Annotated in this window: 19 protein-coding genes; 4 read left to right on the top strand and 15 right to left on the bottom strand. The window is 56.2% G+C overall.

Features of this window, described 5'->3' with window-relative positions:
- Positions 1-68: 68 nt before the first annotated feature.
- The 8 genes from KSF73_14620 to KSF73_14585 all read right to left on the bottom strand — a co-directional run bounded on the left by KSF73_14620 (position 69) and on the right by KSF73_14585 (position 9,156).
- Positions 69-1,445, bottom strand: coding sequence for a phosphomannomutase/phosphoglucomutase (locus tag KSF73_14620; GenBank protein MBV1776949.1), 1,377 nt, complete (start codon positions 1,443-1,445; stop codon positions 69-71).
- A 15-nt stretch (positions 1,446-1,460) separates the two neighbouring features.
- On the bottom strand, positions 1,461-2,516 hold the full coding sequence (locus tag KSF73_14615) for an alpha/beta fold hydrolase (GenBank protein MBV1776948.1): 1,056 nt from the start codon (positions 2,514-2,516) through the stop codon (positions 1,461-1,463).
- A 144-nt stretch (positions 2,517-2,660) separates the two neighbouring features.
- Positions 2,661-4,019 (bottom strand): SGNH/GDSL hydrolase family protein, encoded by a 1,359-nt coding sequence (locus tag KSF73_14610; protein MBV1776947.1) that lies wholly within the window; start codon positions 4,017-4,019, stop codon positions 2,661-2,663.
- A 435-nt stretch (positions 4,020-4,454) separates the two neighbouring features.
- Positions 4,455-4,940: a hypothetical protein gene (locus KSF73_14605; GenBank protein MBV1776946.1), complete on the bottom strand. Its 486-nt coding sequence runs from the start codon at positions 4,938-4,940 to the stop codon at positions 4,455-4,457.
- Positions 4,937-5,782 (bottom strand): FAD:protein FMN transferase, encoded by an 846-nt coding sequence (locus KSF73_14600; protein ID MBV1776945.1) that lies wholly within the window; start codon positions 5,780-5,782, stop codon positions 4,937-4,939. Before KSF73_14600 ends, KSF73_14605 begins: the two co-directional genes overlap by 4 nt.
- Positions 5,783-5,789: 7 nt before the next feature.
- Positions 5,790-6,356, bottom strand: coding sequence for an FMN-binding protein (locus KSF73_14595; protein ID MBV1776944.1), 567 nt, complete (start codon positions 6,354-6,356; stop codon positions 5,790-5,792).
- Between the two features lie 95 nt (positions 6,357-6,451).
- On the bottom strand, positions 6,452-7,822 hold the full coding sequence (locus KSF73_14590) for a porin (GenBank protein MBV1776943.1): 1,371 nt from the start codon (positions 7,820-7,822) through the stop codon (positions 6,452-6,454).
- Positions 7,823-7,872: 50 nt separating this feature from the next.
- Positions 7,873-9,156 carry a diacylglycerol kinase gene (locus KSF73_14585; protein ID MBV1776942.1) on the bottom strand — a complete coding sequence of 428 codons (1,284 nt, stop codon included), beginning with the start codon at positions 9,154-9,156 and terminating at the stop codon, positions 7,873-7,875.
- 296 nt (positions 9,157-9,452) lie between these two features.
- Between KSF73_14585 and KSF73_14580 the strand changes: the two genes are divergently transcribed.
- Positions 9,453-9,902, top strand: a complete 450-nt coding sequence (locus tag KSF73_14580; GenBank protein MBV1776941.1) for a hypothetical protein — start codon at positions 9,453-9,455, stop codon at positions 9,900-9,902.
- Between the two features lie 231 nt (positions 9,903-10,133).
- Positions 10,134-11,495, top strand: coding sequence for an MBL fold metallo-hydrolase (locus KSF73_14575; protein ID MBV1776940.1), 1,362 nt, complete (start codon positions 10,134-10,136; stop codon positions 11,493-11,495).
- Between the two features lie 69 nt (positions 11,496-11,564).
- On the opposite strand, the gene KSF73_14570 is transcribed toward KSF73_14575, so the two are convergent.
- The gene (locus KSF73_14570; GenBank protein MBV1776939.1) at positions 11,565-13,262 is read right to left on the bottom strand and encodes an isovaleryl-CoA dehydrogenase; all 1,698 of its coding nucleotides are present in this window, start codon (positions 13,260-13,262) and stop codon (positions 11,565-11,567) included.
- 219 nt (positions 13,263-13,481) lie between these two features.
- On the opposite strand from KSF73_14570, the gene KSF73_14565 reads away from it, so the two are divergent.
- Both KSF73_14565 and KSF73_14560 read left to right on the top strand, forming a co-directional pair.
- Positions 13,482-15,611 (top strand): prolyl oligopeptidase family serine peptidase, encoded by a 2,130-nt coding sequence (locus KSF73_14565; GenBank protein ID MBV1776938.1) that lies wholly within the window; start codon positions 13,482-13,484, stop codon positions 15,609-15,611.
- Positions 15,612-15,614: 3 nt separating this feature from the next.
- On the top strand, positions 15,615-15,965 hold the full coding sequence (locus KSF73_14560) for a DUF3147 family protein (protein ID MBV1776937.1): 351 nt from the start codon (positions 15,615-15,617) through the stop codon (positions 15,963-15,965).
- Positions 15,966-16,069: 104 nt separating this feature from the next.
- On the opposite strand, the gene KSF73_14555 is transcribed toward KSF73_14560, so the two are convergent.
- From KSF73_14555 to pgi, 6 genes are all read right to left on the bottom strand, one after another.
- Positions 16,070-17,677, bottom strand: coding sequence for an oligopeptide:H+ symporter (locus tag KSF73_14555; GenBank protein MBV1776936.1), 1,608 nt, complete (start codon positions 17,675-17,677; stop codon positions 16,070-16,072).
- A 213-nt stretch (positions 17,678-17,890) separates the two neighbouring features.
- Positions 17,891-19,669 (bottom strand): dihydrolipoyl dehydrogenase, encoded by a 1,779-nt coding sequence (gene lpdA, locus KSF73_14550; protein MBV1776935.1) that lies wholly within the window; start codon positions 19,667-19,669, stop codon positions 17,891-17,893.
- Between the two features lie 108 nt (positions 19,670-19,777).
- Positions 19,778-20,419 carry a glutathione S-transferase family protein gene (locus KSF73_14545; GenBank protein MBV1776934.1) on the bottom strand — a complete coding sequence of 214 codons (642 nt, stop codon included), beginning with the start codon at positions 20,417-20,419 and terminating at the stop codon, positions 19,778-19,780.
- Between the two features lie 107 nt (positions 20,420-20,526).
- On the bottom strand, positions 20,527-22,176 hold the full coding sequence (aceF, locus tag KSF73_14540; GenBank protein ID MBV1776933.1) for a dihydrolipoyllysine-residue acetyltransferase: 1,650 nt from the start codon (positions 22,174-22,176) through the stop codon (positions 20,527-20,529).
- 66 nt (positions 22,177-22,242) lie between these two features.
- Complete coding sequence (gene aceE / locus KSF73_14535) at positions 22,243-24,897, bottom strand: pyruvate dehydrogenase (acetyl-transferring), homodimeric type (GenBank protein ID MBV1776932.1); 2,655 nt, start codon at positions 24,895-24,897, stop codon at positions 22,243-22,245.
- A gap of 269 nt (positions 24,898-25,166) precedes the next feature.
- The gene (gene pgi / locus KSF73_14530; protein MBV1776931.1) at positions 25,167-26,825 is read right to left on the bottom strand and encodes a glucose-6-phosphate isomerase; all 1,659 of its coding nucleotides are present in this window, start codon (positions 26,823-26,825) and stop codon (positions 25,167-25,169) included.
- Between the last annotated feature and the right edge of the window lie 67 nt (positions 26,826-26,892).

Below are 26,892 nucleotides of genomic sequence, written 5' to 3'. Positions count from 1 at the left end.
GGTATCCTGTGTGAAGCGTTGGCGTGCCCCTATTATGCGGGTCTTTGCGGCGAGATTGAAACTGTTGTTCAAAATGGCAGCGTCACACCGGGCATGTCCTTGCTCAGTATTTTCCGGAAAACGGCCTGAATGCGCTTAAGCGCCTTGGCATCGTCGCCCTCGAAGCGGAGCACCAGTACTGGTGTGGTATTGGATGCACGGATCAGGCCAAATCCATCTTCGTAATCGACGCGGATGCCATCTATGGTGCTGATGTCGGCATCGTCGCCAAATTTGGCGTTGGCGCGGATGCGGTCAACCAGTTCGTGCGGCGATCCTTCAGTTACAGGGACATGTAACTCGGGCGTGGATACTGCCTCGGGCAGGGCATCGAGCAGTGCATTGGCATCTTCAACCTGTGACAGCACTTCTAACAGGCGCGCGCCGGCATACATCCCATCATCGAATCCATACCAGCGTTCGTTGAAAAAGATATGGCCTGATAGTTCGCCGCCCACCAGCGCACCACTTTCCTTCATCTTGGCCTTCATATAGCTGTGGCCGGTGCGTGCCATAATGGGTTTGCCCTTGTGCTGCTTGATCCACGGCGTGAGCAGGCGAGTGGATTTGACGTCATAGACAATTTTGCCGCCACTTTGACGCGACAGCGCATCGGCCGCAAACAGCATCAAGAGTCGATCAGGGTACACAATGCGCCCCGATTTAGTCACCACGCCCAGCCGATCGGCATCACCATCAAACGCCAGCCCGATTTCGGCATCGGTCATTTTCAATGCGCGGGCCAGGTCTTCCAGATTGTGGGGTTGCGCAGGGTCCGGATGATGATTGGGAAAGGTGCCATCGATTTCGCAATACAGACCGCGCACCCGGCAATCGAGGCGGCGGAATAGAACGGGCGCCAGTTCACCTGCAACGCCATTTCCGGCATCCACCACGATACTCATGCGCCGGGCCAGTTTGACGTCACTGGTAATGCGGTCGAGATAGGCCGGTCGAATGTCGTGTTGCGACACCTTGCCATCGCCCACCACAAAATGGTTGCTCTGTACGCGTTTCAGCAAGTTTTGAATCGCGTCACCCGCTAGCGTTTCGCCGCCCAGCATGATCTTGATACCGTTGTACTCGGGTGGATTATGACTGCCGGTAATGACCACGCCGCAGCCCGTCTCCAGATGATGTGCCGCAAACCAGACAACAGGGGTGGGAACACGGCCGATATCGGTGACGTGAATGCCCGTGGAACAAATGCCATCAATTAATGCCTGTGACAGCGCAGGACTGGACAGGCGGCCATCCCGACCCACTGCAATACGGCTTTGCTTCCGGGAGAGTGCCTCGCTACCAATGGCTTTGCCGATAAGAAGGGCGGCATCTTCCGTGAGCGTATCGCCCACAATGCCACGGATGTCGTACGCCTTGAACATGCCGGATGCAATCTCTGCCATGTGTCGCCTGTCTGGTTATGCCGGTGTTCGCCGGTCGTTACTGGAGTTCACATTGGTCGTGCTGTTAGATGCTTTGGGCGGATGCGCCTGCTGCACCTGTTGAAAGTATCGCAGAATGGTGCGGGGAAGCCAGTGAATATTGCCCGGAAATGCGCCTTCAACAAATCCGACATGACCGCCGCGCGCTGGTTGCATGAGGGTGACAGCCGGCGATACTTCATGTCGTCCGGGTAGCGCATGCGCGGGCAGGAAAGGATCGTTGCGCGCGTTAATCAAAAGAGTAGGTATGTCAATCTGGCGCAGGAGCGGCTTTGAAGAGGCGCGCTTCCAGTAGTCGAGCACCCCTTTGAATCCATGTAAGGGGGCGGTGACGTGATCATCAAACTCGCGAAAGGTTTGCGAACGGGCAATGTGATCAGGGTGGACACTGACCCCGGGCAGACCGGCTTCAAACTTGGCAAGTTGCCCCAGTGTTTTCGGGCGCAATGTCTGCAGGAATACTCGCGTATACACTTGCCGATTGAAACCGGTATCCAATACCGAACCCGCTGCAATCAGATCAAGCGGCGCGGATACGACCGCAATGGCGGCCGCAATTTTTTTGCCATGCACACCTTGTTCTCCGGCCCATTTGGCAAGTGCATTGCCACCGAGTGAGACCCCGACCGCATACACCGCCTGCTGCGCGCGCTCTGCAAGCCGGCGGAGCACCCAGTCAATCTCGTGGCTATCGCCAGCATGGTAAGCGCGCGGTAATTTGTTGGGATGTCCGCCGCAGCCCCGAAAATGCACAACTGCTCCCTGCCAGTCGTGCTGGCGCAACGTGTGCATGAGTGCAACTGCATAATGGCTGTGAGAGCTCCCCTCCAGACCATGGAAATGCACGCAGAAAGGCCGATCGGTGCGGACACGGGCATGCAGGAAATCAACGGCAATTTCATCGCCATCCGGGGTGGTCCAGACCTCGCGCTGATAAACGGGGGCGCGCATCTTGAGCATCAATGCCGGGTAAATCGTTTCCAGATGTGCGCCACGTAACCAGCGCGGTGGACGGTAATCGCTGAGTTTCATGACATCGATTGTACTGTGGCCATGTGAGTCATCGTATTTAAACTTGGTGACAATTCGACGGGTGTTGCAAGTAGGGTATCTCCGCCATGGATCATCAAAAGTAAAAAGACCCGCAAATGCGGGTCTAATCGTTGGTTAAATAGGCTATTTGCCGAGTGCTGGGGCAAACTGGCTGTTGACGAAGTTGGCGACCTTGCTGCCGAGCACTTCGTGGGTACGCGTGGTAGGATGCAGCGTGTCCCAGAACAGGTAGTTCGCTACCGACGTGCTTGTGCAGCCGGGGCGTGGATGTTGAGCAGTTGTATAATTAAACGCCGAGGTGGAATTGATATCGAGGCAAGACTCCGTGGTATTGCTCACACCATATGTGGATGGATTGGCTATTACGTCATTCAATAGGGTGTAGGTATCGAACACCTGGATATTGACACCGCGCGATGCGTATCTGGCCTGCAAATTGGCGACGGCAATGATCAGCTGGTTACGCAGATCCACGATCTGTGCCTGAATGGTTGATCCATCATTGCGCAACTTGAAGACGGGTGCTTTGGAGACATCCGGCAAGGTCAGCACCAGAATATGCTTGGCGCCGGCATCAATCAGCTTTTCGAGTGCAGCGCTTTCACCACGGATAACATGGGCAACATTCCTGCCGTAGTTCACCAGATCATTGGCGCCAATCAGCATGGTAAACAGCGTGTGAGATGCTGAATAATTGACCGCCTGATTCATGTATTGCTTCCATGAATCGACCTGTTCCTCTACGCCGGGGATAATCAGTTCCTCCCGGTTGACGCCTGCTCCGCCCACAGACCAGTTGTAAACTGTCAGGCCAAGATTGTTCCCGAGATATTCAACCCAGTTTGCGCCATTGGTGAAACGGCCAATGTAGTACGCACGTTGACTTGGCAAAATCCAGTTTGACTCGTTGTACATGTTTTGCGCGTCGGACAGGCTATCACCAAATGCCACGATGCGATTGATTTTGCCGGACTGTGGCGTGCTGTCGTTCGTCCATACGGTGTAGTTGTAGGACAGTGCATGATTGGCCACAAAGTAGGCGGCAAGGGGCTGCCTGATGCCCTTTTGCGCCAGTGTGGACTGACAAGCAGATCGAATATCGGCCTGGCTAGTAGTGGTGTAGAACAGATTCCCGATGACGCCCGCACTATACCAGTAGCCGGAGAGCTTATAGTAGCTGCCGGAAGCAGTTTGCCCCCAGACGTAGTCAGTGGCAGGCTGAGTCCAGTCATCGCTGGTGTGATAATAGCAGCGTAGATAGGTATAAGTATTGGATGCTTGTGTGCCGAATGGATGCGTCAGGCTGTCGCTTGCCATTTGGGTATGATTTGATACCACTTCTTCCGCGCTTAGGGGGCCGCTGTTTGACACGATACGATCGAACCTGTGGCTCGGACGTGTCGGCGTCAGATTGTCGATAGCGAAGGTGTGACTTGCACCGAGCAGGATGATCCCTGCCATGATAGCTTTGCGTGAATGCATGATTGATGGTTCCCAGTATTAGCTGGATGCTGCACGCTAGTGTCTTTGTAATTCAATTAAGTGCTTGCTAGAAATTGTGGCGATAGCATTGACACAAAAAACGATATAAGCGTGTTCATCCTACAGTCGCATTCAGCGGAAAAGGTGTTTCTGTAACATACAGTAACATTATTATTTACTTATATACATGCCACTCGTCTGAACACGGTAAGCATGAACTCACGTTATATCCTGTCCCGTTTTGGAGGAAAGTAAGGTGTTCACCTGTCATGTGCCGGTACCATGACTGTCGTTGTCAGCTTATGAAGCTGAACCGAAGCATTGTGGCTGAGTGAACTGCCAAGACGCAGATTGCGGGGAGGAATGCGGAACCACCCAGGCAAGTATATTGATATGTCGCTGCTTGAATTGTGCTGCAAGTGAGGTGCAACCGGCTCAGGCATGCACCCGCTGGCGGCGACGCTGCCGACCCGTGGCAATGTGCAGCCAGAGGAGAGGACACACCAGTGCGCCGGCGCCCCAGTGCATCCATTCGTCCCCTTGTCGCCAGTTTTCATCGCCCAGGTAATACAGCCCCCAGCCACTGATGACGAGTAGCAGTAAAACACTTGCCAGAATCACGCCGGTCTTGCGATTCTTTTTCAAGGCCCATGCGGTCAGCATATGCTGGAACAGCATGGTGCCGGACAGAAACAGCAAGCCCATGGTTGCGGCTCCATGAATCTGCATGACTCTGGCAGGCCAAGAACCCGGTAGGTCGTCGGGCGAGCGGCCGAACTTCAGCGCAAGCCAGACTGCACCGGTGATGAACAGCACGGACAGCAACAGGTAGATCAGACGCCTGCGTGCATTGCCCAGCCGGAGTGCCGGTCCGCTAAATCGGTGATGCGAGGGGCGGGAATGGTGCGGTTGGGTGTTCATACAAAATGACTGTATTCGGTTCGGGCTGAAAATACGCTCAGCGCAGGATGGTGCGGGTTCCGGCTCAGCAAGACAATCTTCGTCAGCGCATCGGCGTGCACGCAACGCGGCGCCATGATGGTGACGCCACTACCATGTTTCGGCGAAGCATCACCCGCAACCGGATGTACGATGGACGGCGGCAGATCGTGTTGACGGGGCTGAAGTCTGCCCACGGCCGAGCTGGCCATTGCCCGATTGTACAGGCTAATCGGATGCATGATGCGGCCGGGACTGGCTGGATCGCGCAGCTGGATCTGCACGGGCTGACTGCCTGCATGTGCCATGTCGCCTCCTGCATTGATCAGCACCTCGGTGGCACCGCCTCCGAGCAGGGTGGCGAGTGCGCAATCAACCGCGTATCCCTTGGCAATACCGCCCAGATCCAGTCGATGCGGCGAAGTGCGCCAGGCGGAGTGATCTTTCCGTCCGACACAAGGGCCTGATGGGGCTGTCAGCGTGCCGACTGCGTGGCCGGGAAGCAAGCCCGATCGCACTAGATATTCACCAGCGCGAATGTCAAATAGCCCTTCCGATGCCTGCTGGATCGCCAGCGCAATATCCAGCACGGCAAGGGTATCTGCCTGCAATGTGACAGGTGTATCCGGAGGCGCCTGATTCAGGCGGGATAGATCGCTATCTGCCTCATGAAAGCTCATGAGCTGATGAATGCGGGTAATGGCTGCAAATCCGGATTCGATCAGCGCAAGACCATCGACTGAATCGGGGAAAGAGATATGCAGATCAACCAGTGTACCCAGAAGCGGACGAGCGCGTCTTAATTGCTGCTGTTTACCGTACATGCGTGTGTCAGCGCTTGCCAGCCGCAAGTGTATCCAGCACGGCAGTCATCTTGCGTACTGCATCGGTGACGTGGGTGCAGGATAGCGTGGCACCGCTGATATTCTGGATATCGCTGCCGATATGCAGCGCCGATTGCCGACCCTTGCCGGTGAACTGATTCCGCCAAGCTGCATTGCGGATTTCAAATCCATGCGTTTCGCGGTAGGCCAGAATCTCTAGATGGCGCAGGGTTAGATCTGGCGCAAAGGCTACGGCGAAGTCGATGAGCTGCTCCTTGCCCAGCACCGCATCGCTGCCGATATAGCCGAGCAGTGTCTCCCCTTTGTATACGGCGGATAGTTTCAAGCGCGACAGGGTGAGGGGAATGCCTGCCAGCCGGCTCGCCAATTGTGTTCTCTGATCCGCAGACAGCAGCAGGGGCACGGGCGTGAGCGCGGTGGCCTCCGGAAATGTCTGTAATTTGAATGCATCGGCAGTCATGTATTCACCGGCAATGGCCTGTGTGATCATGAAACCGGGAACCGAGACTGCAGCGGCACACATCAGTACGATCGGAGCGGGGGAGTAGCGCATGAGGGATTTCCGCGGGTGAGGCGTCCGGTACAGGCAAAAAGGGAATGTTGCAGAACATTCCCTTGTGCAGTCAAGCCGTTACGCCGGTTCGGTGATTAAAACTGCAGGCCAAGCCCCAGATTGAAGCGCTTGAAATCGCGGTTCACGCTGAACTGCTGCATGTCTGCCTTGAAGACCACATTGGCATTCAGGTAGTAGCTCACGCCCAGTGTATTGACTGTGTCGTAGGGACGCGGCCAGTAGCCAGTCTTGCCGGATTCATCCACGACAACGCTGCCGGCCGGAATCACGCCCGAGCCGGGTGCTAGGCCTTCGGCAGAGGAAATCAGGTTGAATCGCTCGCTGCGGAAGAAAGGCACCAGCTTCTGCTCGCCATCTTCCCATGCTTTCCAGGCAGCTTGCAGATAGTAGCCATAGAACGCAGATGGCAGCGGATTTGCTGTACCCGGGTTCTGCGCATTGGCTTCGGCTGCGTGGCTGATACTGCCGTGTGCGTACAGGGCGGACAGATCAAACGGGCCGGGTGTCCAGCGGGCATGCACATCCCACAGCGTGGTGCGCATGGTTTCTACGCCCGCCACCGGTACGGCTTCACCTGTGAAGTAGGATGCACCGGCGCTAACACCCGGGATGCCGGTGTAGTTAACCGCTGCAAAGGTCGCCAGACGACGTGCATTCGCCTGCGACATTTCCTGATGGCTGGCCTGGAATGGCGCAGCACCGGACTCCTGCAGCTGCTGGGCAGTGGTGAACTGCGGGAATTCCGGATTGAATTTCCATTCGGACAGATTCAGCCCGGTGGTGATGCCGGCCTGCCAGCTGATGCCGCTCTCGGTGGTACCGAAGGCACTCACGCCACCTTCACGCCAGGTGCTTGGAATGATCAGGGTTTCCACGAAGTTGCGACGTACACCAAAGTACTGTGCTGGCTCGTGGCTGCGATTGAGGAATCCGGCGGGCATCAGAAACAGGCCACTGCGAAGGGTGACTGCATCGTTCAATGCATGATCAACATACAGCTGTTCGATTTCGAATTCGCCCTTATCATCGGAAGAAGTGACTGCATGTTCCAGTTCGAATTCGGAATTGAATGCTGTGCGCTCGTTAAAGCGGTAGCCAAGACCCAGTACCGCGCGGGAAATATCCGCAGTCGTGTTATCCAGATCCTTCGTCGGACGGGTGTAATTGACTTCGGCATAGCCCCACACGCTCAGTTTGTCGTTTGCAGCGGATTTCACCGGGGCATTTTGAACAGCTTCTGCCAGTTGCGTGGTTGTGCTGGCTTGTTCGCTAACTGTTTTGGTCAGCTTGCTCTGATCCGCTTTCAATGCCGCCAGTTCGGCCTGCATGGCCTGCAATTGTTTTTCCAGCAGGTCGATGCGTGACTGGGATGCATCGTCAGCGTGGGCAATGGAGTTGAGTGCGATCAGCGTCGCGAGGGTGATTGCTTTGGTAGTGGTGCGCATGGTCTGCTTTCCAGAATGTTCAATGATTCGTTTCGTTTACCGGCAGGGCATCAGGGTTTGTCCAGCTGACACTGGGCCGGCTTGCGGTAGGTATCGGGTTTGGCAGGGTCGTAGCCATCGGTGAGCGTGCACAGGAAGGCGACCACATCGCGGATTTCCTGCTGTGTCAGCGAGACTTGCAGCGCCGGGTTGTAAGGTGGCTCGGTGACGTTCACATTCGCCTGGAACATTTGCGGAATATCGTTGTACGAGCGATCCGGTGTCTTGCCGTCTGCTTGCACATACCAACGTGCGGCATTGGCATCGCGGGAGACATACCAGGTCACGACATCTTCCAGATTGTCGAATACACCGTTGTGGAAGAAGGCATTACGCAGCGCCACATTGCGCAGGGTAGGCACCTTGAATTTGCCGCAGGCGCTGGTCAGGCCGGGGCGATCGGTGCGCATTGGACCGCACACACCCATGTCGTAGTAGCGGTGTTCACCTGCAAACTGGGCACCGTTGGCGGGCGCATAGGCCGGGGCATTGGTATCGCTGTTGGCCTTCAGTTTCCAGTTGCGTGGCACGCCAAGATTGTCATAGGTGAAATCAGTAAACAGCGCAGGTACACCGTTCTTGCTAGCGGTGGTGTGGCAGGCCACGCAATTACCCTTGGAAGGATCATTGAACAGGCGGAAACCGTTGCTCTCTCGGGCCGTGAGGGTCGCCTTTCCTTGCGTCCACGCATCATATTTGCTGTCAAAGCGGTGGAAAGATTGATCCTCCGTTTCAAAAGCTGCAATCGCGCGGCCCATATTATTAAGCGTTTGATCGGCATCATTCAGTGAGGCTTGACCGAAAATGGCGACAAATTCAGCCAGATATGGGCGGGACTTGAGCCTGCCCAGCACTTCGGCGGCATCCTGATTGGCCATTTCGAAGCTGCTGACAAAAGGGCCGGTTGCCTGCGCTGCCAGTGTAGGCTGGCGGCCATCCCGCATGAATCCGCCGGTAACCTTGCCATCCGAGCCCACCGAAAATGCCGGGGTGTAATGGGCGTAACCGAGAGAAGGGGAGGCACGCAAGCCTTCCAGATTCATTGCCGGTCCGCCTAGCTGTGTCGGGCGGCCATCATCGGGCGAATAACCGTTATCCGGCACGTGACAGGTGGCGCATGACTGCTGGCCAGAGGCGGATAGCGCCGGATCCATAAACAGCCGCTTGCCGACTGTGGCAAGGGCGGATAACTGATTGGCAGGCTGTGCCGGCTGGGATGCGGGGGAACTATCGCCACCACCCGAGCATGCAGCGAGCAGGCCGAGCAGGGAAAGGGAAAGCAATCTAGACGTCATGAGCTGCAATGACCGGATTAGGAAAATAATCGTAAATATTTTAATGAGAATGATTATCAAAAGCAAATATAAGTAAGAATGGTTCGCATCTATGTTGATGTAGATCAACATTCAGCGTGGCCGATTTTCAGCAATTTCCATCGGTCATGCGTACATCATGTACTTGTCACCTTTTGTTAGTACGTCTGTCTTAATTACTGACTACGATCGCTGGCGCTGTAAGGGAGGCGCGCTACGCGCGTATTGCGATAAAACAAAAGGAAACAAGCATGAAATGGGTAATCATTGGCCTGACACTGCTGGCCGCAGCAGCAAACGCATCTACCGCAACTGAAAAAGCAGCCTGCACTAGAGCAGCCGGATCGTTCATGATCGGCAAGGTGCTCAGTGGGCCAAGTTATGTCTCCGGTAAGTATCTGGACGGCGTACAGCTGTCGCATACGCACATCCAGCTGCAAAACGAGGCAGACCAAAAGGTATACGATATTGCGATCGATAATGTGTTTGCCTCAGGCTATGACAACGCCGGCTATAACGTGCCCGCGCCTTTGAACAAGCTTGTGTATGGCACACGCGTCGAGCTGTGCGGCCTGCCATTCAGCGGCGGCATGCATTGGGTGCATACCAATTGCGGTGTGACCCCGACCAAATCCAAGCCGGATGGCTGGGTCAAAATTCTGGATAGCAAAGGTAATCCGGGCAGTAACCTTGAAAACAGGGAAGAATATTGCTATCTCTGGAATTGATGGAATAGTTTTTTCCTTATTGTGAAATGTGCAATTTCAGGCAGGGGTCCATACCCTGCCTTTTCTTTTTGTCTTTTCAAGTTTGCTCAGGTTTTGCGCAATTCACTTGTGCAAGTCCGCATTTGGAACGATGCTTGATACAGCTCAAGGTACAGTCTGCCTGATGGCGGCATCCTGTTCTCGCTTCTAGGCAAGTACAAATGTGCATTAAAGGGAGTCAACGAGATGTCCATCAGCCTGACCTTTCTGGGTGCCACAGGCACCGTCACCGGCTCGAAGTATCTGCTGGAAATTGATGGCCGACGCTTTCTGGTGGATTGCGGCCTGTTTCAGGGCTGGAAACAATTACGCCAGCGTAACTGGGCCAAGTTACCTGTAGACCCCGCCAGCATTCACGCCGTGATCCTGACGCACGCGCATCTGGATCACACCGGCTATCTGCCCATCCTGACCCGTGAAGGATTCAAAGGCAAGGTGCACTGCACCTGGGGCACCAAAGATTTATGCGAAATTCTGCTGCCCGATAGCGGCCACCTGCAGGAAGAAGAAGCCTATTACGCCAATCGCCGTCACAGTACCAAGCATGAACCTGCTTTGCCCCTGTATACCGAAGATGATGCCATGGCGGCCTTGCCCTTCCTGAAAGGGCATCCGTTTGGCCAGCCAATTGATCTGGGAGAAGGTGTCAGCCTGCGCTTTCATCAGGCCGGCCATATTCTGGGCGCCTCCATTGTCGAAATCACGGCGCATGGCAAACGGATTGTGTTCTCGGGGGATCTAGGCCGTCCGCACGACCTGATCCTGAAACCGCCTGCCCTGATCAAGGAAGCCGACTGGCTGCTGGTGGAGTCGACTTATGGCGATCGCCCGCACGAGCCGGAAGATCCGGGTGTGCGTTTAGGCCAAATTATCCGCAGTACAGTGGCGCAGAATGGTGTGGTGTTAATTCCGACCTTCGCAGTCGGCCGTGCGCAAAGCCTGATGTACCAGCTGCATCTGCTGAAATCGCGTGGCGAGATCCCGGATGTGCCGATTTTCTTGAACAGCCCCATGGCCGTGGATGCCACGGAAATCTTCCACCGTCATCAGGGTGAGCATGGCCTGACCCGCGGCCAGTGCGAGGCAATGTGCAGATCGGCGCAGGTGGTGCGGACTGTGGAAGAGTCGATGGCGCTGAACGAGCGCAAGGGACCGATGGTGGTGCTGGCTGCAAGCGGCATGGCGACTGGCGGGCGAGTGCTGCATCATCTGCAGGCGTTTGCACCCAATCCGAACAATGCGATTGTATTTTCCGGCTTTCAGGCGGGCGGTACCCGTGGTGCGGCGATTGCCGGTGGGGCGAAAACGGTGCGGATTTATGGCGAAGAAATCCCGATCAATGCCCGCGTGGAAACGCTGCACAATGTTTCGGCGCACTCCGATGCCAATGAGACGCTGGCCTGGCTGAAGCACTTTAATGCCGCGCCACGCCATACTTATGTGGTGCATGGCGAACCGGATGCGGCCGATTGTCTGCGCCGCCGGATCGGGCAGGAGCTGGGCTGGGCGGTGAGTGTGCCAGAGTACCTGCAGAAGGAAGTGCTGATGGCCTGATCGGGGCAGATCCCGATAGAGCAAGGCCGCGACGCGTCGCGGCCTTGTGCGTATTAGACGCTGGGCGCTTTAATCGAGCCGCGCCCGCTCGATGATCCTCCGCACATCAATGCCACGCGGCAGGGCCCCGTACTGATGCTGGCCGGTGCTATCGAGACGTGATCGGCAGAACGCGTCCAGCAGATCGGATGATTCGGTGCGCGCCAGTTGTGCGCCCTGCATCGCCAGCGCCATCTGGTCAACCACATGGCGGGCGCGGTATTCCAGCTCGCTCAGGTCGCGGAATTCGCGCTTCAGACGCTGGATATGCTGATCCAGCGAGGTGTGTACGCCCGTACTGCGGTCCAGTTCATCAAAGAAGGCCGGGACGACATCGGGTGTTTTCTGCATCGCGCGCAGCACATCCAGACACTGGATATTGCCACTGCCTTCCCAGATGGCATTCACCGGTGCTTCGCGATACAGGCGCGGCATGGGCGAATCCTCCATCACGCCACTGCCGCCAATACATTCCATCGCCTCCATGGCATGTCCGGCGGTGCGTTTGCAAATCCAGTATTTGCCTACAGCGGTGCCGATGCGCACCAGCAAGTCTTCATGTGGATCATCACGATGGTCCATGGCGCGGGCGATGCGCATGGTCATGGCCAGCGAAGCTTCGGATTCAATAGCCAGATCCGCCAGTACATTTTGCATCAGCGGCTGATCGACCAGCAGCTTTCCAAAGGCGCTGCGGCGCTGGCAGTGGTGCAGCGCCTGAGTCAGCGCCATGCGCATGCCAGCAGACGAGCCGATCATGCAATCGAAGCGGGTCATGGCCACCATATCGATGATGGTGGGGACGCCACGCCCTTCCTTGCCTACCATCCAGCCGAGTGCGCCGCGCAATTCGGTTTCACTGGAGGCATTGGACACATTGCCCATCTTCTTTTTAAGGCGCTGGACCTGCAGTGGATTCTTGCTGCCATCCGGTCGCCAGCGCGGCACCAGAAAACAGGATAGGCCACCCGGTGCGTGCGCCAGCACCAGGAAAGCATCGCTCATCGGGGCAGACACAAAAAATTTGTGCCCGACCAGCTCGTAGGCCTCGCCGGGGCCTTCCTTGCCCACCGGAATCGCACGGGTGGAATTGGCGCGCACGTCCGATCCACCCTGCTTTTCAGTCATCGCCATGCCGATGGTGACACCAGTTTTCTGCTCGATAGGCACGTTGCGCGGATCATAGGTGCGCGCCGTCAGCTTGGGGAGCCAGATTGACGCCAGTTCGGGCTGGTGCTTGAGGCAGGGGTAGGCCGCAAAAGTCATGGTGATCGGGCAACCATGCCCGGCTTCCACTTGCGACTGCATATAGAAGCGCGCAGCACGCGCCACATGTGCGCCGGGCACGGGGTGTGTCCATGGCGAACTGTGGATGCCTGATTCAATCGCCCGCTGCATCAGCTGGTGATAAGCCGGATGAAAGCGCACCTGATCGATGCGATTGCCGAAGCGATCATGGGTATCGAATTCTGGCGCATAGTGATTAGCCAGCCAGCCCAGTTCCAGTGAGGCGGCGCTGCCCGATAGCTCGCCAAATTGCGCCAGACTGGCCACCTCGTAGTCGGCGCCCTCGCGGATCACGGCTTCGGTAAGCGCCGTATCGGCACTGAAGAGATTCACGTCGGCGAATTCGCCAGACTGATTGATGACCTCATGCGTGACAGCGCCAAAGTCGTCAAACGGAGGTGTCTCCGCAGGTATAGGCGGGGGCGAGTAGGGGGTATTCATCGGCTCATTCAGCGCAAAGTGTGGAGATATTCCATTGTGGAATGAATGGACAAAACGTGCCGATATAAACGAGCGCTTGCTTGTCTTGCTGATCGATAAGCGGCATGTTTGCAACATCGGGATACTATGACGCATAGAAGCAAAGTGTTACGTCCGTGATTTGAATGTCGTCACGCAAGCTGAGATACTCGCGCATCCATTTTCTGACTGTGTGCCGCTATGCATGTCCGCCTCTGCCGCAAATTTGCGCTGATATCTGCACTTTTTTCCTCGCTGGCTGTGATGAGTGTGCCGGTTCCCTCCGCCAAAGACCCCTATCGCTGGCTGGAAGACGTCGATGATGCGCGTTCAATGAACTGGGTGAAGCGCGAAAACGCGATCACGGCGAAGCGTCTGGGCAGCAAGGCTGAGTATGCCGGGCTGTACAAGGATGCGATGGCGGCGCTGACCTCGGATTCGCGCATTCCGGGTATCAGCCAGCATGGTCAGTATGTTTACAACCTCTGGCAGGATCAGGCCCATCCACGCGGCATTTTCCGTCGAACTACACTGGACGAATACCGTAAGACCGAACCTGCCTGGGAAACCTTGCTGGATATCGATGCATTGTCGAAAGCGGAGGGCAAGAAGTGGGCCTTTGGCGGCGCGCATTTTGCCGAAGATGATTTATCACGCTGCCTGATCGAGCTGGCACCCGGTGGTGGCGATGCCGCTGAAATCCGTGAGTTCGATGTTGATCAGCGCAGCTTTGTGGAAGGTGGATTTCGCATTGCCGAAGCCAAAACCCGCCTGAGCTGGCGCGATAAAAATACGCTGCTGGTATCGACCGACGTAGGCAAGGATAGCCTGACCACTTCCGGTTATCCGCGCATTGTGAAGGTCTGGCAGCGCGGTACGCCGCTTGCTCAGGCGCAGACCCTCTATACCGGCGCGGTCGAGTCAGTCAGTGCGTATGCCTCCCACATCGATATGCCCGATTACGCGCCGATCGAGCTCATTACAGAAGAGCACGATTACTGGCATGTGGATTACACCCAGTTGGTAGAAGGCAAACTGCACAAGCTGGATCTGCCCGGATCGGTGCGAATGGCAGGCGCTTACGCAGGCAAGCTGGTGCTCTGGTTGCGCGAGGACTGGCAATTCAAGGGCAAGACCTGGCCTGCTGGCGCAGTGCTGCTGGCTGATCCGGCCAGCCTGCGCGGTGGTGAGGGCGAGCCCGAGTTGGTGGTAGCGCAATCTGCTCATCTGATCGTGGAGGATGTGCGTGCGACCGCCAAGGGCTTGCTGATTAGCGCGCTGGACGATGTAAAAGGCCGTTTCTATCGCTATACCCCGTCTGCCAGCGGCTGGCAGGCGACGCAGATTGCGTTCCCCGATATGGGCGCGCTCACCATTGCCGATGTGGACGAGCGCACGGGCGACGCACTGGTTGAATTCCAGACCTTCCTGACCCCGCCTACACTCTACCGCGTAAGCGCGTCGTCCACTACGCCCGAGCAATTGAAGGCACAGGCTCCGACTTTCGATGGCAGCCAGTTTGAGGTACAGCAACAATGGACGACCTCGGCCGACGGCACGCGTGTACCGTACTTTTTGGTGGGCAAGAAGGGGATGCAGCTCAACGGCAAGCAGCCGGTGTGGATGTTCTCCTATGGCGGCTTCGAGAACTCGCTGCGCCCATCCTACTCCGGTTCATATGAAGACATGCATGGCGCCTATGGCAAGCTGTGGCTGGAGCGAGGTGGCGTCTTTGTGCTGGCCAATATTCGTGGCGGCGGCGAATTCGGCCCGGGCTGGCATCTTTCAGCCATTAAACAGCATCATGTGAAATCATTTGAAGACTTCGAGGCGGTGGCTGCCGATCTGGTGAGGCGCGGCATCACTTCGCCACGTCATATCGGCATTGAAGGCCGTAGCAACGGAGGCCTGCTGGTGACGGCCACCATGATGCGTCATCCGGAGCTGTACGGTGCCGTGGTATGCGGTAATCCGCTGATCGATATGCAGCGTTACAGCCATCTGCTGGCGGGTGCGAGCTGGATTGGCGAGTATGGCGATCCGGACAAGGCCGAAGACTGGGCCTATATCAGCCAGTATTCGCCCTATCAGAAGGTCAAGGCTGGCCTGAAGCTGCCACCGGTGATGTTCTATTCCACCACCCGCGATGATCGCGTACATCCCGGCCATGCGCGCAAAATGGCCGCGAAGATGAAGGCAGCAGGCTATCCGGTGGAATACTTCGAGAATATCGAGGGTGGCCATCATGGCCCGGTGGTCACTGAACAGCTGGCCACCCGTGTGGCGCGGACGTTTACCTTCCTGTGGCAGACCATCGGCGCGGGTCGCTAAACCATGCCGTGGCTCATCACCAAATATCTGGTGACTGCAGGGGTGATTGTGGCAGTCACAGAAACTGCCAAGCGCAGTGACCGTCTGGGCGGACTGATCGCTGCACTGCCACTGGTCACCATTCTGTCCATGATCTGGCTGCATGTGGAACGGCAGGGCGCCGACAAGGTCGCCAACCATGCCTGGTACACCTTCTGGTATGTGGTGCCGACACTGCCGATGTTTCTGCTGTTTCCGTGGTTGCAGAGCAGGTTTGGTTTCTGGCTGGCGCTTGGTGTATCTGCACTCGTGACGATTGCCTGCTTTGCGGGCTTTGCCCTGGTGGTCAGGCGGTTTGGAATTGCACTGATGTGACCGGTGCGTGTAAGAAGGGCGCCTGTTGAACGTGCCGTCTTTGTTTGTCCGACGGCACGTTTTAACAGTAAAGAAAGGGTATTGGCTGCTTAGCCACCCCCTGCTTAATCGCGATAATTGTTGAGCACCTTATAACTGCGGGCATATAGCGCAAATAAGGCTGCGGCGACCAGTGCGAATCCTGCAAAGAAAAACATCTGGAAGGCCGACACACTCAGGCCAGTGGTGCCGATATAGTTGATCACACCTTTGCTTTGTACGGTGTGATTGCTCAGTAGCACCCACAGATTGCCAATCGTGGTGGTTAGATTCCAGAAACTATTGATGGTACCTTTCATGGACAGCGGCGCCTGACTATAGGCGAATTCAAGACCGGTGGCCGACACCAGTACTTCACCGGTCGTCAGGATAAAGTAGGGCAGAATTTGCCAGGCAATATGCATGGCCTTGCCTTCATCCATCGACAACTGAATCATCCCGATCACGATCCACGCCAAACCGGCAATCGCAATCCCAGCACCCATGCGGCGCAGCGGTGTGACCTTGAGGCCGAATGATTCCAGCATCGGAAACAGCACAAAGTTATTGAAGGGGATCAGCAGCATCACCAGCAGCGGATTAAGCGACTGCATCTGCGAAGGCTCGAACCAGTCGGGCTTGACCATATCGTTGGCCTGAATGATCCAGGTAGACGCCTTCTGATCAAACAGCGAATAAAACGGCGTCACCAGCGCGAACAGAATCAGCAGACGCAAAACCGAGCGTACGCCCTCGATAGCCTGTCGTTCGTGCTTGCGTTCGGTGCGATCCAGCTGCATCCACACGCCCCAGCCGGAAAATGCCATGAACACCACCAGCGCCAGACAGAATGCTTTGACGAAATCCAGTTGTGGCAGCGCCAGATCAAGCGTAGTGCTGACCGAGCAGGCCAGGCACAGCACGGCAAGTGTCGTACCGATACTGGCGATTAGCAGACCCTTGCGGAAGCGCATATTGCCGGATACATCGGTGCGAGCAAACAGCGCTGTGCGGGCAATAGCCAGAAAACTGTCCGGATCCTTGCCCTTGGGCGGAATGTGAATATACGTATGGCGACCCGCCCACAGGATCAGGGTGGCGATCCCCATCAGTATGCCCGGAATACCGAATGCCACACTGGCACCGTAATGTTTGAGCAGGAAAGGCATCAGCAAGGATGCAAAGAACGAACCAAAGTTGATAATCCAGTAAAAGGCATCGAATACACGACGTGCCAGATGACGGGTACTTTTATCAAACTGGTCGCCCACAAAGCCGCTGACCAGAGGCTTGATCCCCCCTGAGCCAAACGCGATGAGAAACAGCCCGGTAAAGAAGCCGTTTACACTATGTTCGAAGATGGCCAGGCAGGCGTGACCTGCGCAGTAAATCAGGCTCATCCAGAAGATAGTGTTGTACTTGCCAAAGAAACGATCGGCCAGCCAGCCGCCGAGCAGCGGAAAGAAATACACACCGATCACAAAGGTATGGAAAACTTCTTTGGCTTCTGACTTGCGCATGTCTTCCGGGACAGCCATCAGCAAGCTGGTCATCAGAAACACGGTGAGAATATTGCGCATGCCGTAAAAGCTGAAACGTTCGCATCCTTCGTTGGCGACGATATAGCCAATCTGGCGGGGAAGCTTGTCAGACGCTACTGCGGCATCTGCCGGGGTGTGGGGTACGGAGCTCAAGCCGAAATCCTTTGTGCTGTTTTATTCTGTATTGTGCCTATCATGCAGACGGCATTTTATATCGTCTACTTGCAGCGCCATAGTATTGTGCACTTGGTGTGGTTTATGTCCCTTGATTATTCAGGCGTGATTTGCAGTTCTTTACCTGAAGCGAACTAGCAAAAAAACGGGCCAGACAGCGTCTGACCCGTTATAGCCTGAAGCGAGATGTGATTAGCGCTTTTTCTGCGGCGGCAAATCGGTACACGCCCCTTCGAATACTTCGGCCGCCAAGCCAATCGACTCACCCAGTGTCGGGTGTGCATGGATGGTTTTGCCGATATCGGTCGGATCACAGCCCATTTCGATAGCCAGACAGATTTCGCCCAGCATATCGCCCGCGTGCGTACCGACAATCGCGCCACCGATCAGTCGATGCGTTTCGGCATCGAAAATCAGCTTGGTGAAGCCTTCGTCGCGGCCATTGGCAATGGCACGACCGGATGCCGCCCACGGGAAGACCGACTTTTCGATTTTGATGCCATTCTTCTTGGCTTCATCTTCTGTCACACCTACCCAGGCCACTTCCGGATCGGTGTAGGCCACACCCGGAATCACCCGTGCATCGAAGAATGCCTTGTGGCCTGCGGCGACTTCGGCGGCAACATGGGCTTCATGCACAGCCTTGTGTGCCAGCATTGGCTGACCGACGATATCGCCAATGGCGAAGATGTGTGGCACATTGGTGCGCATCTGGTTGTCGACCGGAATAAAGCCGCGCTCGTTCACTACCACACCGGCTTTTTCCGCGCCGATCAGCTTGCCATTGGGTGCGCGGCCTGCAGCCACCAGCACCAGATCGTAGCGCTGCGGCTCCTTCGGGGCTTGCTCGCCCTCGAAGGTGACATAGACGCCGTCTGCCTTCGGCTCGACGGCAACCGTTTTGGTCTTCAGCATGATGTTGTCGAAACGGTGTGCATTCACCTTCTGCCAGACCTTGACCAGATCGCGATCCGCGCCCTGCATCAGGCCATCCATCATTTCCACGACATCAAGACGCGCGCCCAGTGTGGAGTACACCGTACCCATTTCCAGACCGATAATGCCGCCGCCAATCACCAGCATCTTCTTCGGCACGGAGGCGAGTTGCAGTGCGCCTGTGCTGTCCACAATCCGTGGATCTTCCGGAATGAAGGGCAGCTTCACCACGCGCGAACCAGCGGCGATGATGGCCTGTTTGAACTTCAGAACCTTCTTCTGGCCGGTGGTATCGCTGCCGTCGCCAGAAGTGAGCTGAACTTCGACATGATGCGGATCGATAAAGCTGCCGACGCCACGCACGACATCCACCTTGCGTGCCTTGGCCATGCCAGCCAGACCCGAGGTCAGCTTGCCGATCACCTTTTCCTTGTAGCCACGCAGCATGTCGATGTCGATTTCCGGCTCGGGATATTTGATCCCGTTGGCGGCCAGATGGCGGACTTCATCGATGACGGCGGCGTTATGCAGCAGCGCCTTGGACGGAATGCATCCTACGTTCAGGCACACGCCACCCAGCGTCGAGTAACGCTCGACCAGTACAACCTTCAGGCCCAGATCTGCGGCGCGGAATGCAGCGGAATAACCGCCGGGGCCAGCGCCCAGTACCAGCACATCGTATTCGCCATCGCTGTTGCCACCAAAGCTGGCTGCCTGCGGGGCCGGGGAGGCAGCCGGAGCGGAAGTTGCGGCCGGTGTCGGAGTGGGTGCAGCGGCGGAGGCAGTTGCACTTGCAGCAGACTCGATGACCGCAACAATGGACCCTTCAGACACCTTGTCTCCCAGCTTGATGCGCACTTCCTTCACGACACCAGCATGTGACGCAGGCACTTCCATCGTGGCTTTGTCTGTTTCCAGTGTGATCAGCGATTCGTCCTTTTTGACGCTGTCGCCAGCCTTGACAAACACTTCGATGATTTCCACATCTTTGTAGTCACCGATATCCGGGACCTTCAGTTCGATGGTTTGACTCATGTTTAGTCCTTAGTGGAAGGTGTGAAGGGTGAGGGGTGAGGAGGCGTGGTTGCTTGATCAATTCAGCGAAACGAAATACCTCACTCCTTACGCCTTACACCTCACAAATTAATACCAGGGCTCGACGATCTCTTCGCGCGCAAACACAGTCTGTGTCGCCGCACGCGCATGTACGCGCTGCAAATACGGTCCGATATGCGGCCAGCTGCGAGCAGGACGCTCGAAGCGGCGCGTCCAGCGGCAAAGCGTGAACACATAGACATCCAGTGCGCTGTATTCCGAGCCACTAAACCACTGATCCCCATTGCGGGCGATTTCGGCATCAATCTGATCCAGCAAGGTATGCACCTTGCGGGTGGCATGATCCTTGACCTGATCGATCGAGCTGGCATCTTCTGCCCAGCGTTCCGGATAGAAATGCAGAATCAGCGACGCTTGCAGGGTATTGGTCAGCCACATCAGCCACTTGTAGAAGTGCGCTCGTGCGTGGGTGCGGATGGGCGGAATCAGACCGCTATCCGGATGCGCATCCAGCAGGTGCATCAGAATGGCGGCTGTTTCGTAGATCACCAGATCGCCATCAATCAGCGCCGGGATCAGACCGTTCGGATTCAGCTTCAGGTATTCGGCCGATTTGTGCGCCTTGTCGCCCGTATCGAATGTCTTCAGCTCGAACGGCACACCCATTTCTTCCAGCAGCAGATGCGGAATCATGGAGGCAGTACTCGGGCTATAGCACAGCTGCAGCATGTCTTTTCCTTTCGGAGTGAAATGTGAAACGTGATGCCGCTTCGCGGCGGTGAAACGTGGTCAGGCAACCCCACATTTCACTTCTCACATTTCACGTTTCACAAGCTTTACAGCATTAAGCGGCGAATATCGCCCAGTACCTGGGTGAGGTAGGTGGTGAAGCGCGCAGCGGATGCGCCATCGATCACGCGGTGATCGTAGGACAGCGACAGCGGAAGCATCAGGCGCGGCGCAAATTCGCGGCCGTTCCACACTGGCTTGATGCCGGACTTGGACACGCCCAGAATCGCCACTTCAGGTGCATTGACGATCGGCGTAAAGGCCGTTCCACCTACGCCACCCAGACTGGAAATGGAGAAGCAGCCACCCTGCATATCTGCCGGTGCCAGCTTGCCATCGCGAGCCTTGGCGGCCAGTGCGCCAGTTTCGGTGGCGATTTCGATCAGGGACTTTTTGTCCGCATCACGAATCACCGGTACCACCAGGCCATTTGGCGTATCAGCCGCAAAGCCGATGTGGAAATACTGCTTCAGCACCAGATTGTCGCCATCGAGGCTGGCGTTGAATTCCGGGAACTTCTTCAGTGCGGCGACGACGGCCTTGATGATGAAAGCCAGCGGCGTGATCTTCAGATTCTGCTTCTTCAGCTCTTCGCCCATCTCCTTGCGGAAGGCTTCCATATCGGTGATATCGGCTTCGTCAAACTGGGTCACATGTGGAATCATCACCCAGTTGCGCGACAGATTGGCACCGGAAATTTTCTTGATGCGGCTGAGCGGCTTGGTTTCGATCGGGCCGAACTTGGCGAAGTCGACTTTCGGCCATGGCAGCAGGTCCAGACCCACGCCGGAGCCATTGGTCGGTGCAGGCGAAGCGGCGGCAGCGATTGCGCCGCTCATCACGGATTTCACGAAGGCTTGCACGTCTTCATTGACGATACGACCCTTGGGGCCGGAGCCCTTCACGCGACTCAGGTCAACACCCAGCTCGCGGGCGAACTTGCGCACGGACGGGCTGGCGTGAGCAGCTTTGAAGCCAGCAGCGTCGACTGTGGCGGCAGGTGCAGGTACGACCGGTGCAGCTTTCGCGGCAGGTGTCGGCGCAGCGATAGGCGCTGGAGTCGACACGGGTGCAGCAGCCGGGGCAGGTGCAGCAGCGGCAGCACCTTGTGCGGCGAGCGTCACAATCGCCACACCCTCACTGACTTTGTCGCCCACCTTCACCAGAACAGCCTGCACCACGCCGTCATGCGTAGCCGGCACTTCCATGGTGGCCTTGTCGGTTTCCAGCGTGATCAGCGAGTCGTCCTTTTTGACGGTATCGCCCACCTTGACCAGCACCTCGATCACATCCACGCCCTTGTAGTCACCGATATCCGGGACTTTGACGTCGATATTGCCCAATGTAGCCGGCGCAGCGACGGGTGCGGTTGCTGCAATGGCTGGCGCAACTGCAGCGGGTGCCGGGGCTGCGACTGGCGCCGGGGAGGGGGCCGGTGCAGCAGATACATTCGCACCTTCGGCCTCGATGATTGCGACGATCGAGCCTTCGGACACCTTGTCGCCCAGCTTGATGCGCACTTCCTTGATGATACCGGCGTGCGACGCTGGCACTTCCATGGTGGCCTTGTCGGTTTCCAGCGTGATCAGCGACTCATCCTTGGCAACCTGCGCGCCCACTTTCACGAACACTTCGATGACTTCGACATCCTTGTAGTCGCCGATGTCCGGAACTTTCAATTCGATTTGATTGCTCATCTCAATTCCTCGTGGAAGGTGAATCGTGAATGACTATTGCTATTCACGATTCACCGCTCTCACTATTTAGACAGTCCAGGGGGCAGGCTTGCTCACATCGATGCCGTACTTGGCGATCGCTTCAGCAACCTTGGCGCGCGACAGCTTGCCTTCGTCTGCCAGTGCCTTGAGTGCGGCGACCACAACGTAGTGACGGTTCACTTCGAAATGGCTGCGCAGCTGCTCGCGGGTGTCCGAACGGCCAAAGCCATCGGTACCCAGCACCACGTATTTGCGTGGTACATAGGCGCGGATCTGTTCCGCAAAGGCACGCATGTAGTCGGTGGCGGCAATGATCGGCCCGGAGGTCGACGCCAGCTGGGCTGTGACATAGGCCTGCTTGGGTTCGGCTGCTGCGTTGAGCATGTTTTCACGCTCGACAGCCATGCCTTCGCGAGCCAGTTCAGTAAAGCTTGGGCAGCTCCACAGATCGGCCTGCACACCCCAGTCATCCTTGAGCAGAGATGCGGCAGCAATGACTTCATTGAAGATTGTGCCGGAGCCCAGCAGCTGCACGCGCAGGTCGCCTGCATCCGCCTTCCTGAAGCTGTACATCCCCTTGATGATGCCGGCTTCCGCGCCTTCCGGCATCGCCGGGTGCTCGTAGTTTTCGTTCATCAGGGTGAGGTAGTAGTAGACATCTTCCTGTTCGGCATACATGCGGCGCATACCATCCTGCACCACCACGGCGACTTCGTAACCGAAGGTCGGATCGTAGCTGATACAGTTCGGGATGGTGGCGGACAGCATGTGCGAGTGACCGTCTTCGTGCTGCAGACCTTCGCCATTCAGCGTGGTCCGGCCAGCAGTGCCGCCCAGCAGGAAGCCGCGTGTACGCATGTCGCCTGCCAGCCAGGCCAGATCGCCAACGCGCTGGAAGCCAAACATCGAATAGTAGATGTAGAACGGAATCATCGGCACGCCGTGTGTGCTGTAGGCCGTACCGGCGGCAATCCAGTCACACATGCCACCGGCTTCGTTAATGCCCTCCTGCAGGATCTGGCCGTCCTTGGATTCTTTGTAGAACATCAGCTGATCAGCATCCTGCGGGATGTATTTCTGACCTTCCTGATTCCAGATACCCACCTGACGGAACAGACCTTCCATACCGAAGGTACGCGATTCGTCCGGCACGATCGGCACGATGTGCTTGCCGATGTTCTTGTCTTTCAACAATTGTGTGAGTAGACGCACAAAAGCCATCGTGGTGGAGTACTCACGGCCTGCACCCGAGCCCTTGAGCAGTGACTCGAAGGACGACAGCGCCGGAATTTCCAGCGGATAGGCAGTACGACGGCGCTGCGGCAGGTAGCCACCGAGATTCATGCGGTGATCGCGCATGTAATTCAGTTCAGCCGAACCTTCCTCGAACTTGATGAAGGGTACTTTTTCCAGCTGATCATCCGGCACCGGCAGATCGAAGCGATCGCGGAACTGGCGGATGGAGTCGATATCCATCTTTTTCTGCTGGTGGGTGATGTTCTGTGCTTCCCCCGCGTTACCCATGCCATAGCCCTTGATGGTTTTGGCTAGAATGACGGTTGGCTTACCCACGCACTCGCTGGCAGCCTTGAACGCAGCGTAAATTTTGGCCGGATCATGGCCGCCACGGTTCAGGTCCCAGATGTCCTTGTCGGACCAATCCTTGACCAGCTCTTTCAGTTCCGGCGTATTGAAGAAGTGCTCGCGCACCCATGCACCATCCTTGGCCTTCATGGTCTGGTATTCGCCGTCGACAATTTCGGCCATGCGCTTGGCCATGATGCCATTTTTGTCCCGTGCGAACAGGGCGTCCCACTTGTTACCCCAGATCAGCTTGATGACATTCCAGCCTGCACCACGGAATTCGCCTTCGAGTTCCTGAATGATCTTGCCATTGCCACGCACCGGGCCATCCAGGCGCTGCAGATTGCAATTGATCACAAAGATCAGGTTATCGAGCTTTTCACGGCCAGCCATGCCGATGGCACCGAGCGATTCCGGCTCGTCCATTTCGCCATCGCCGCAGAAGGCCCAGACCTTGCGGTTAGCAGCATTGATAAAGCCACGATCCTGCATGTACTTCATGAAACGGGCTTGATAGATCGCCAGCAGCGGCCCCAGACCCATCGATACGGTCGGGAACTGCCAGAAATCCGGCATCAGCCATGGATGCGGATAGGAGGACAGACCCTTGCCGCCGACTTCCTGACGGAAATGGGCCAGTTGTTCGTCGCTGATGCGGCCGAGCAGGTAGGCCCGGGAGTACACACCGGTCGCCACGTGGCCCTGCACGAAAATCAGATCACCGCCGTGGGTATCGCTTGGAGCATGCCAGAAATGGTTGAAGCCCACGTCATACAATGTCGCCGAGGATGCAAACGACGCGATGTGACCGCCGACATTGGTGTCCTTATTGGCCTGTACCACCATAGCCATCGCATTCCAGCGCGTATAGGCGCGGATTTTATGCTCGATGGTGGTGTTGCCGGGGTAGGGCGGTTCAGCTTCCAGCGGAATGGTATTAATGTACTTGGTGGTGGCGCTATAGGGAATATTGGCGCCACGTTCGCTGGCTTCTTCAATCAGTTTTTCGATGATGAAATGCGCGCGTTGCGGGCCTTCCGCGTCGATCACGCCGTCGAGTGCTTGCAGCCACTCGCGGGTTTCTTGTGGATCGATATCTTCAAAGTGCTCAGCCATCTTGGGTACCTTGCTGATGTGTCAATATGAATCGGATTGTGTGACTTCCATGCCAGCGTAAACTGGCTATTTTTATTGTCTGCAGAAACCTGCTTAGCCATTCGGCAATATGTAGTTGTTTATCTCTGCAATGAGTGTTTGTCGTTTGTCTGCTCAGTTGGTGAAAACCGAATGTTCCGCAGGTGGTTTTATAGCGGAAATTATCTATTTTCACTGCTGTCAGAATTGCAGGAAAGGCGCATTTATAACCGATTTGCGCCATTTTTTCCTTAGCTGCGATCAACCTTTCGATCTTGCAAAGCAGCACGTGCGCGCATGATGAGCTGTGTGGTTGAGCTATCGTGTTGCACTGCATCGTTGCCTGAGGTGAGTTCGTTTTCAATTGTTTTAGCTAATTGCTTACCCAGTTCTACACCCCATTGGTCATAGCTGTTTACGCCCCAAATGCTGCCCTGCACAAACACTTTATGTTCATATAATGCGATCAGTGAACCCAGGTGGAAAGGATCAACTTTTTTCAGAAGAATCGTGCTGGTTGGTCGATTTCCCGGGAAAATTTTATGGGGCAGCAGTCGTTCAATTGCATCATCAGCCAGTCCCTGTGCTTTCAGTTCACTGCGTGCTTCTTCCGCTGTCTTACCCTTCATCAGCGCTTCGGTTTGCGCCAGGAAATTGGCTAGCAAAATGGTATGGTGATGCTCACTGCTGCCGGGATTGTCGAGCGCGGCAATGAAGTCGGCCGGAATGAGGCGCGTACCCTGATGCACTAACTGATAGTAAGCATGCTGCGCATTGATGCCCGGCTCGCCCCAGATCACCGGTCCCGTATCGTAATCGACAGCTTCGCCATCCAGACGGATGCGCTTGCCGTTCGACTCCATGTCCAATTGCTGCAGGTAGGCGGGAAGACGATGAAGTGGCTGGTTATAAGGCGAAATCAGATGCGATTGCGAGCCCATCCCGTTCACATACAGCACACCGAGTAGCGCCAGAATCACCGGCATGTTTTGCTCAAGCGGTGCGGTACGGAAATGGGTATCCATCGCATGCGCGCCTGCCAGCAATGACTTGAAATGATCGGTACCGATCGCCAGCAGGATGGGTAGTCCAATGGCCGACCACATCGAATAGCGACCTCCTACCCAGTCCCAGAAGCCGAACATATTATTGGTATCAATCCCGAATGCACCGACCGCCGTAGCATTGGTGGATACCGCCACAAAGTGTTTGGCGACAGCAGCTTCGTCCGCTTGCTGTACCAGCCAGGCTCGTGCAGCGCGTGCATTCGTCAGCGTTTCCTGGGTGGTGAAGGTTTTTGAGGCCACAATAAAGAGCGTGGTCTCCGGATCCAGTTGCGCCAGAATATGGTTGATCTGCCAGCCATCGACCGTTGATACGAAGTGCAGCTTGAAGCGTCCGCCCGCATCCTTGAGCGCCTCAGTCGCCATGAAAGGGCCAAGATCCGACCCCCCGATGCCGATATTGACGATGTCGGTGATGGATTTTCCGGTGTACCCCTTCCAGTTGCCATTGCGCACGTGCTCACTAAACGCATACATACGATCAAGCACGGCATGGACTTGCGGTACGACATTTTCACCATTGACGGTAATCGACGCTTCGCGAGGCGCACGCAGAGCCGTATGTAAAACAGCACGGCCCTCTGTCATATTGATTGCCTCACCGCCAAACATGGCATCGCGAAGGTCTTCCAGATTGCATGCGCGAGCCAGCGAGAATAGTGCAGATAAAACCGAATCGTTGATCAGATGACGGGAATAGTCGAGAAAGAGGCCACTGGATTCCAGGCTATAGCGTTCGCTTCTACCCGCATCCTGATTAAATGCCTCACGTAGATTGATCTCTGCTGCTTCGTGTGCTCGTTGTACAAATGTTTGCCATTCCGGAAGGCGAGTAAGCGACGTCATCATATCCTGTCAATCAATCCAATCTATTCAAACCAAGCATGTACCGGTGAGTCTTGCGATCTCATGA

The organism is Burkholderiaceae bacterium DAT-1, from assembly GCA_019084025.1.
Classification (GTDB): domain Bacteria; phylum Pseudomonadota; class Gammaproteobacteria; order Burkholderiales; family Chitinimonadaceae; genus DAT-1.
This window is presented reverse-complemented; position numbering and strand designations above follow the sequence as displayed.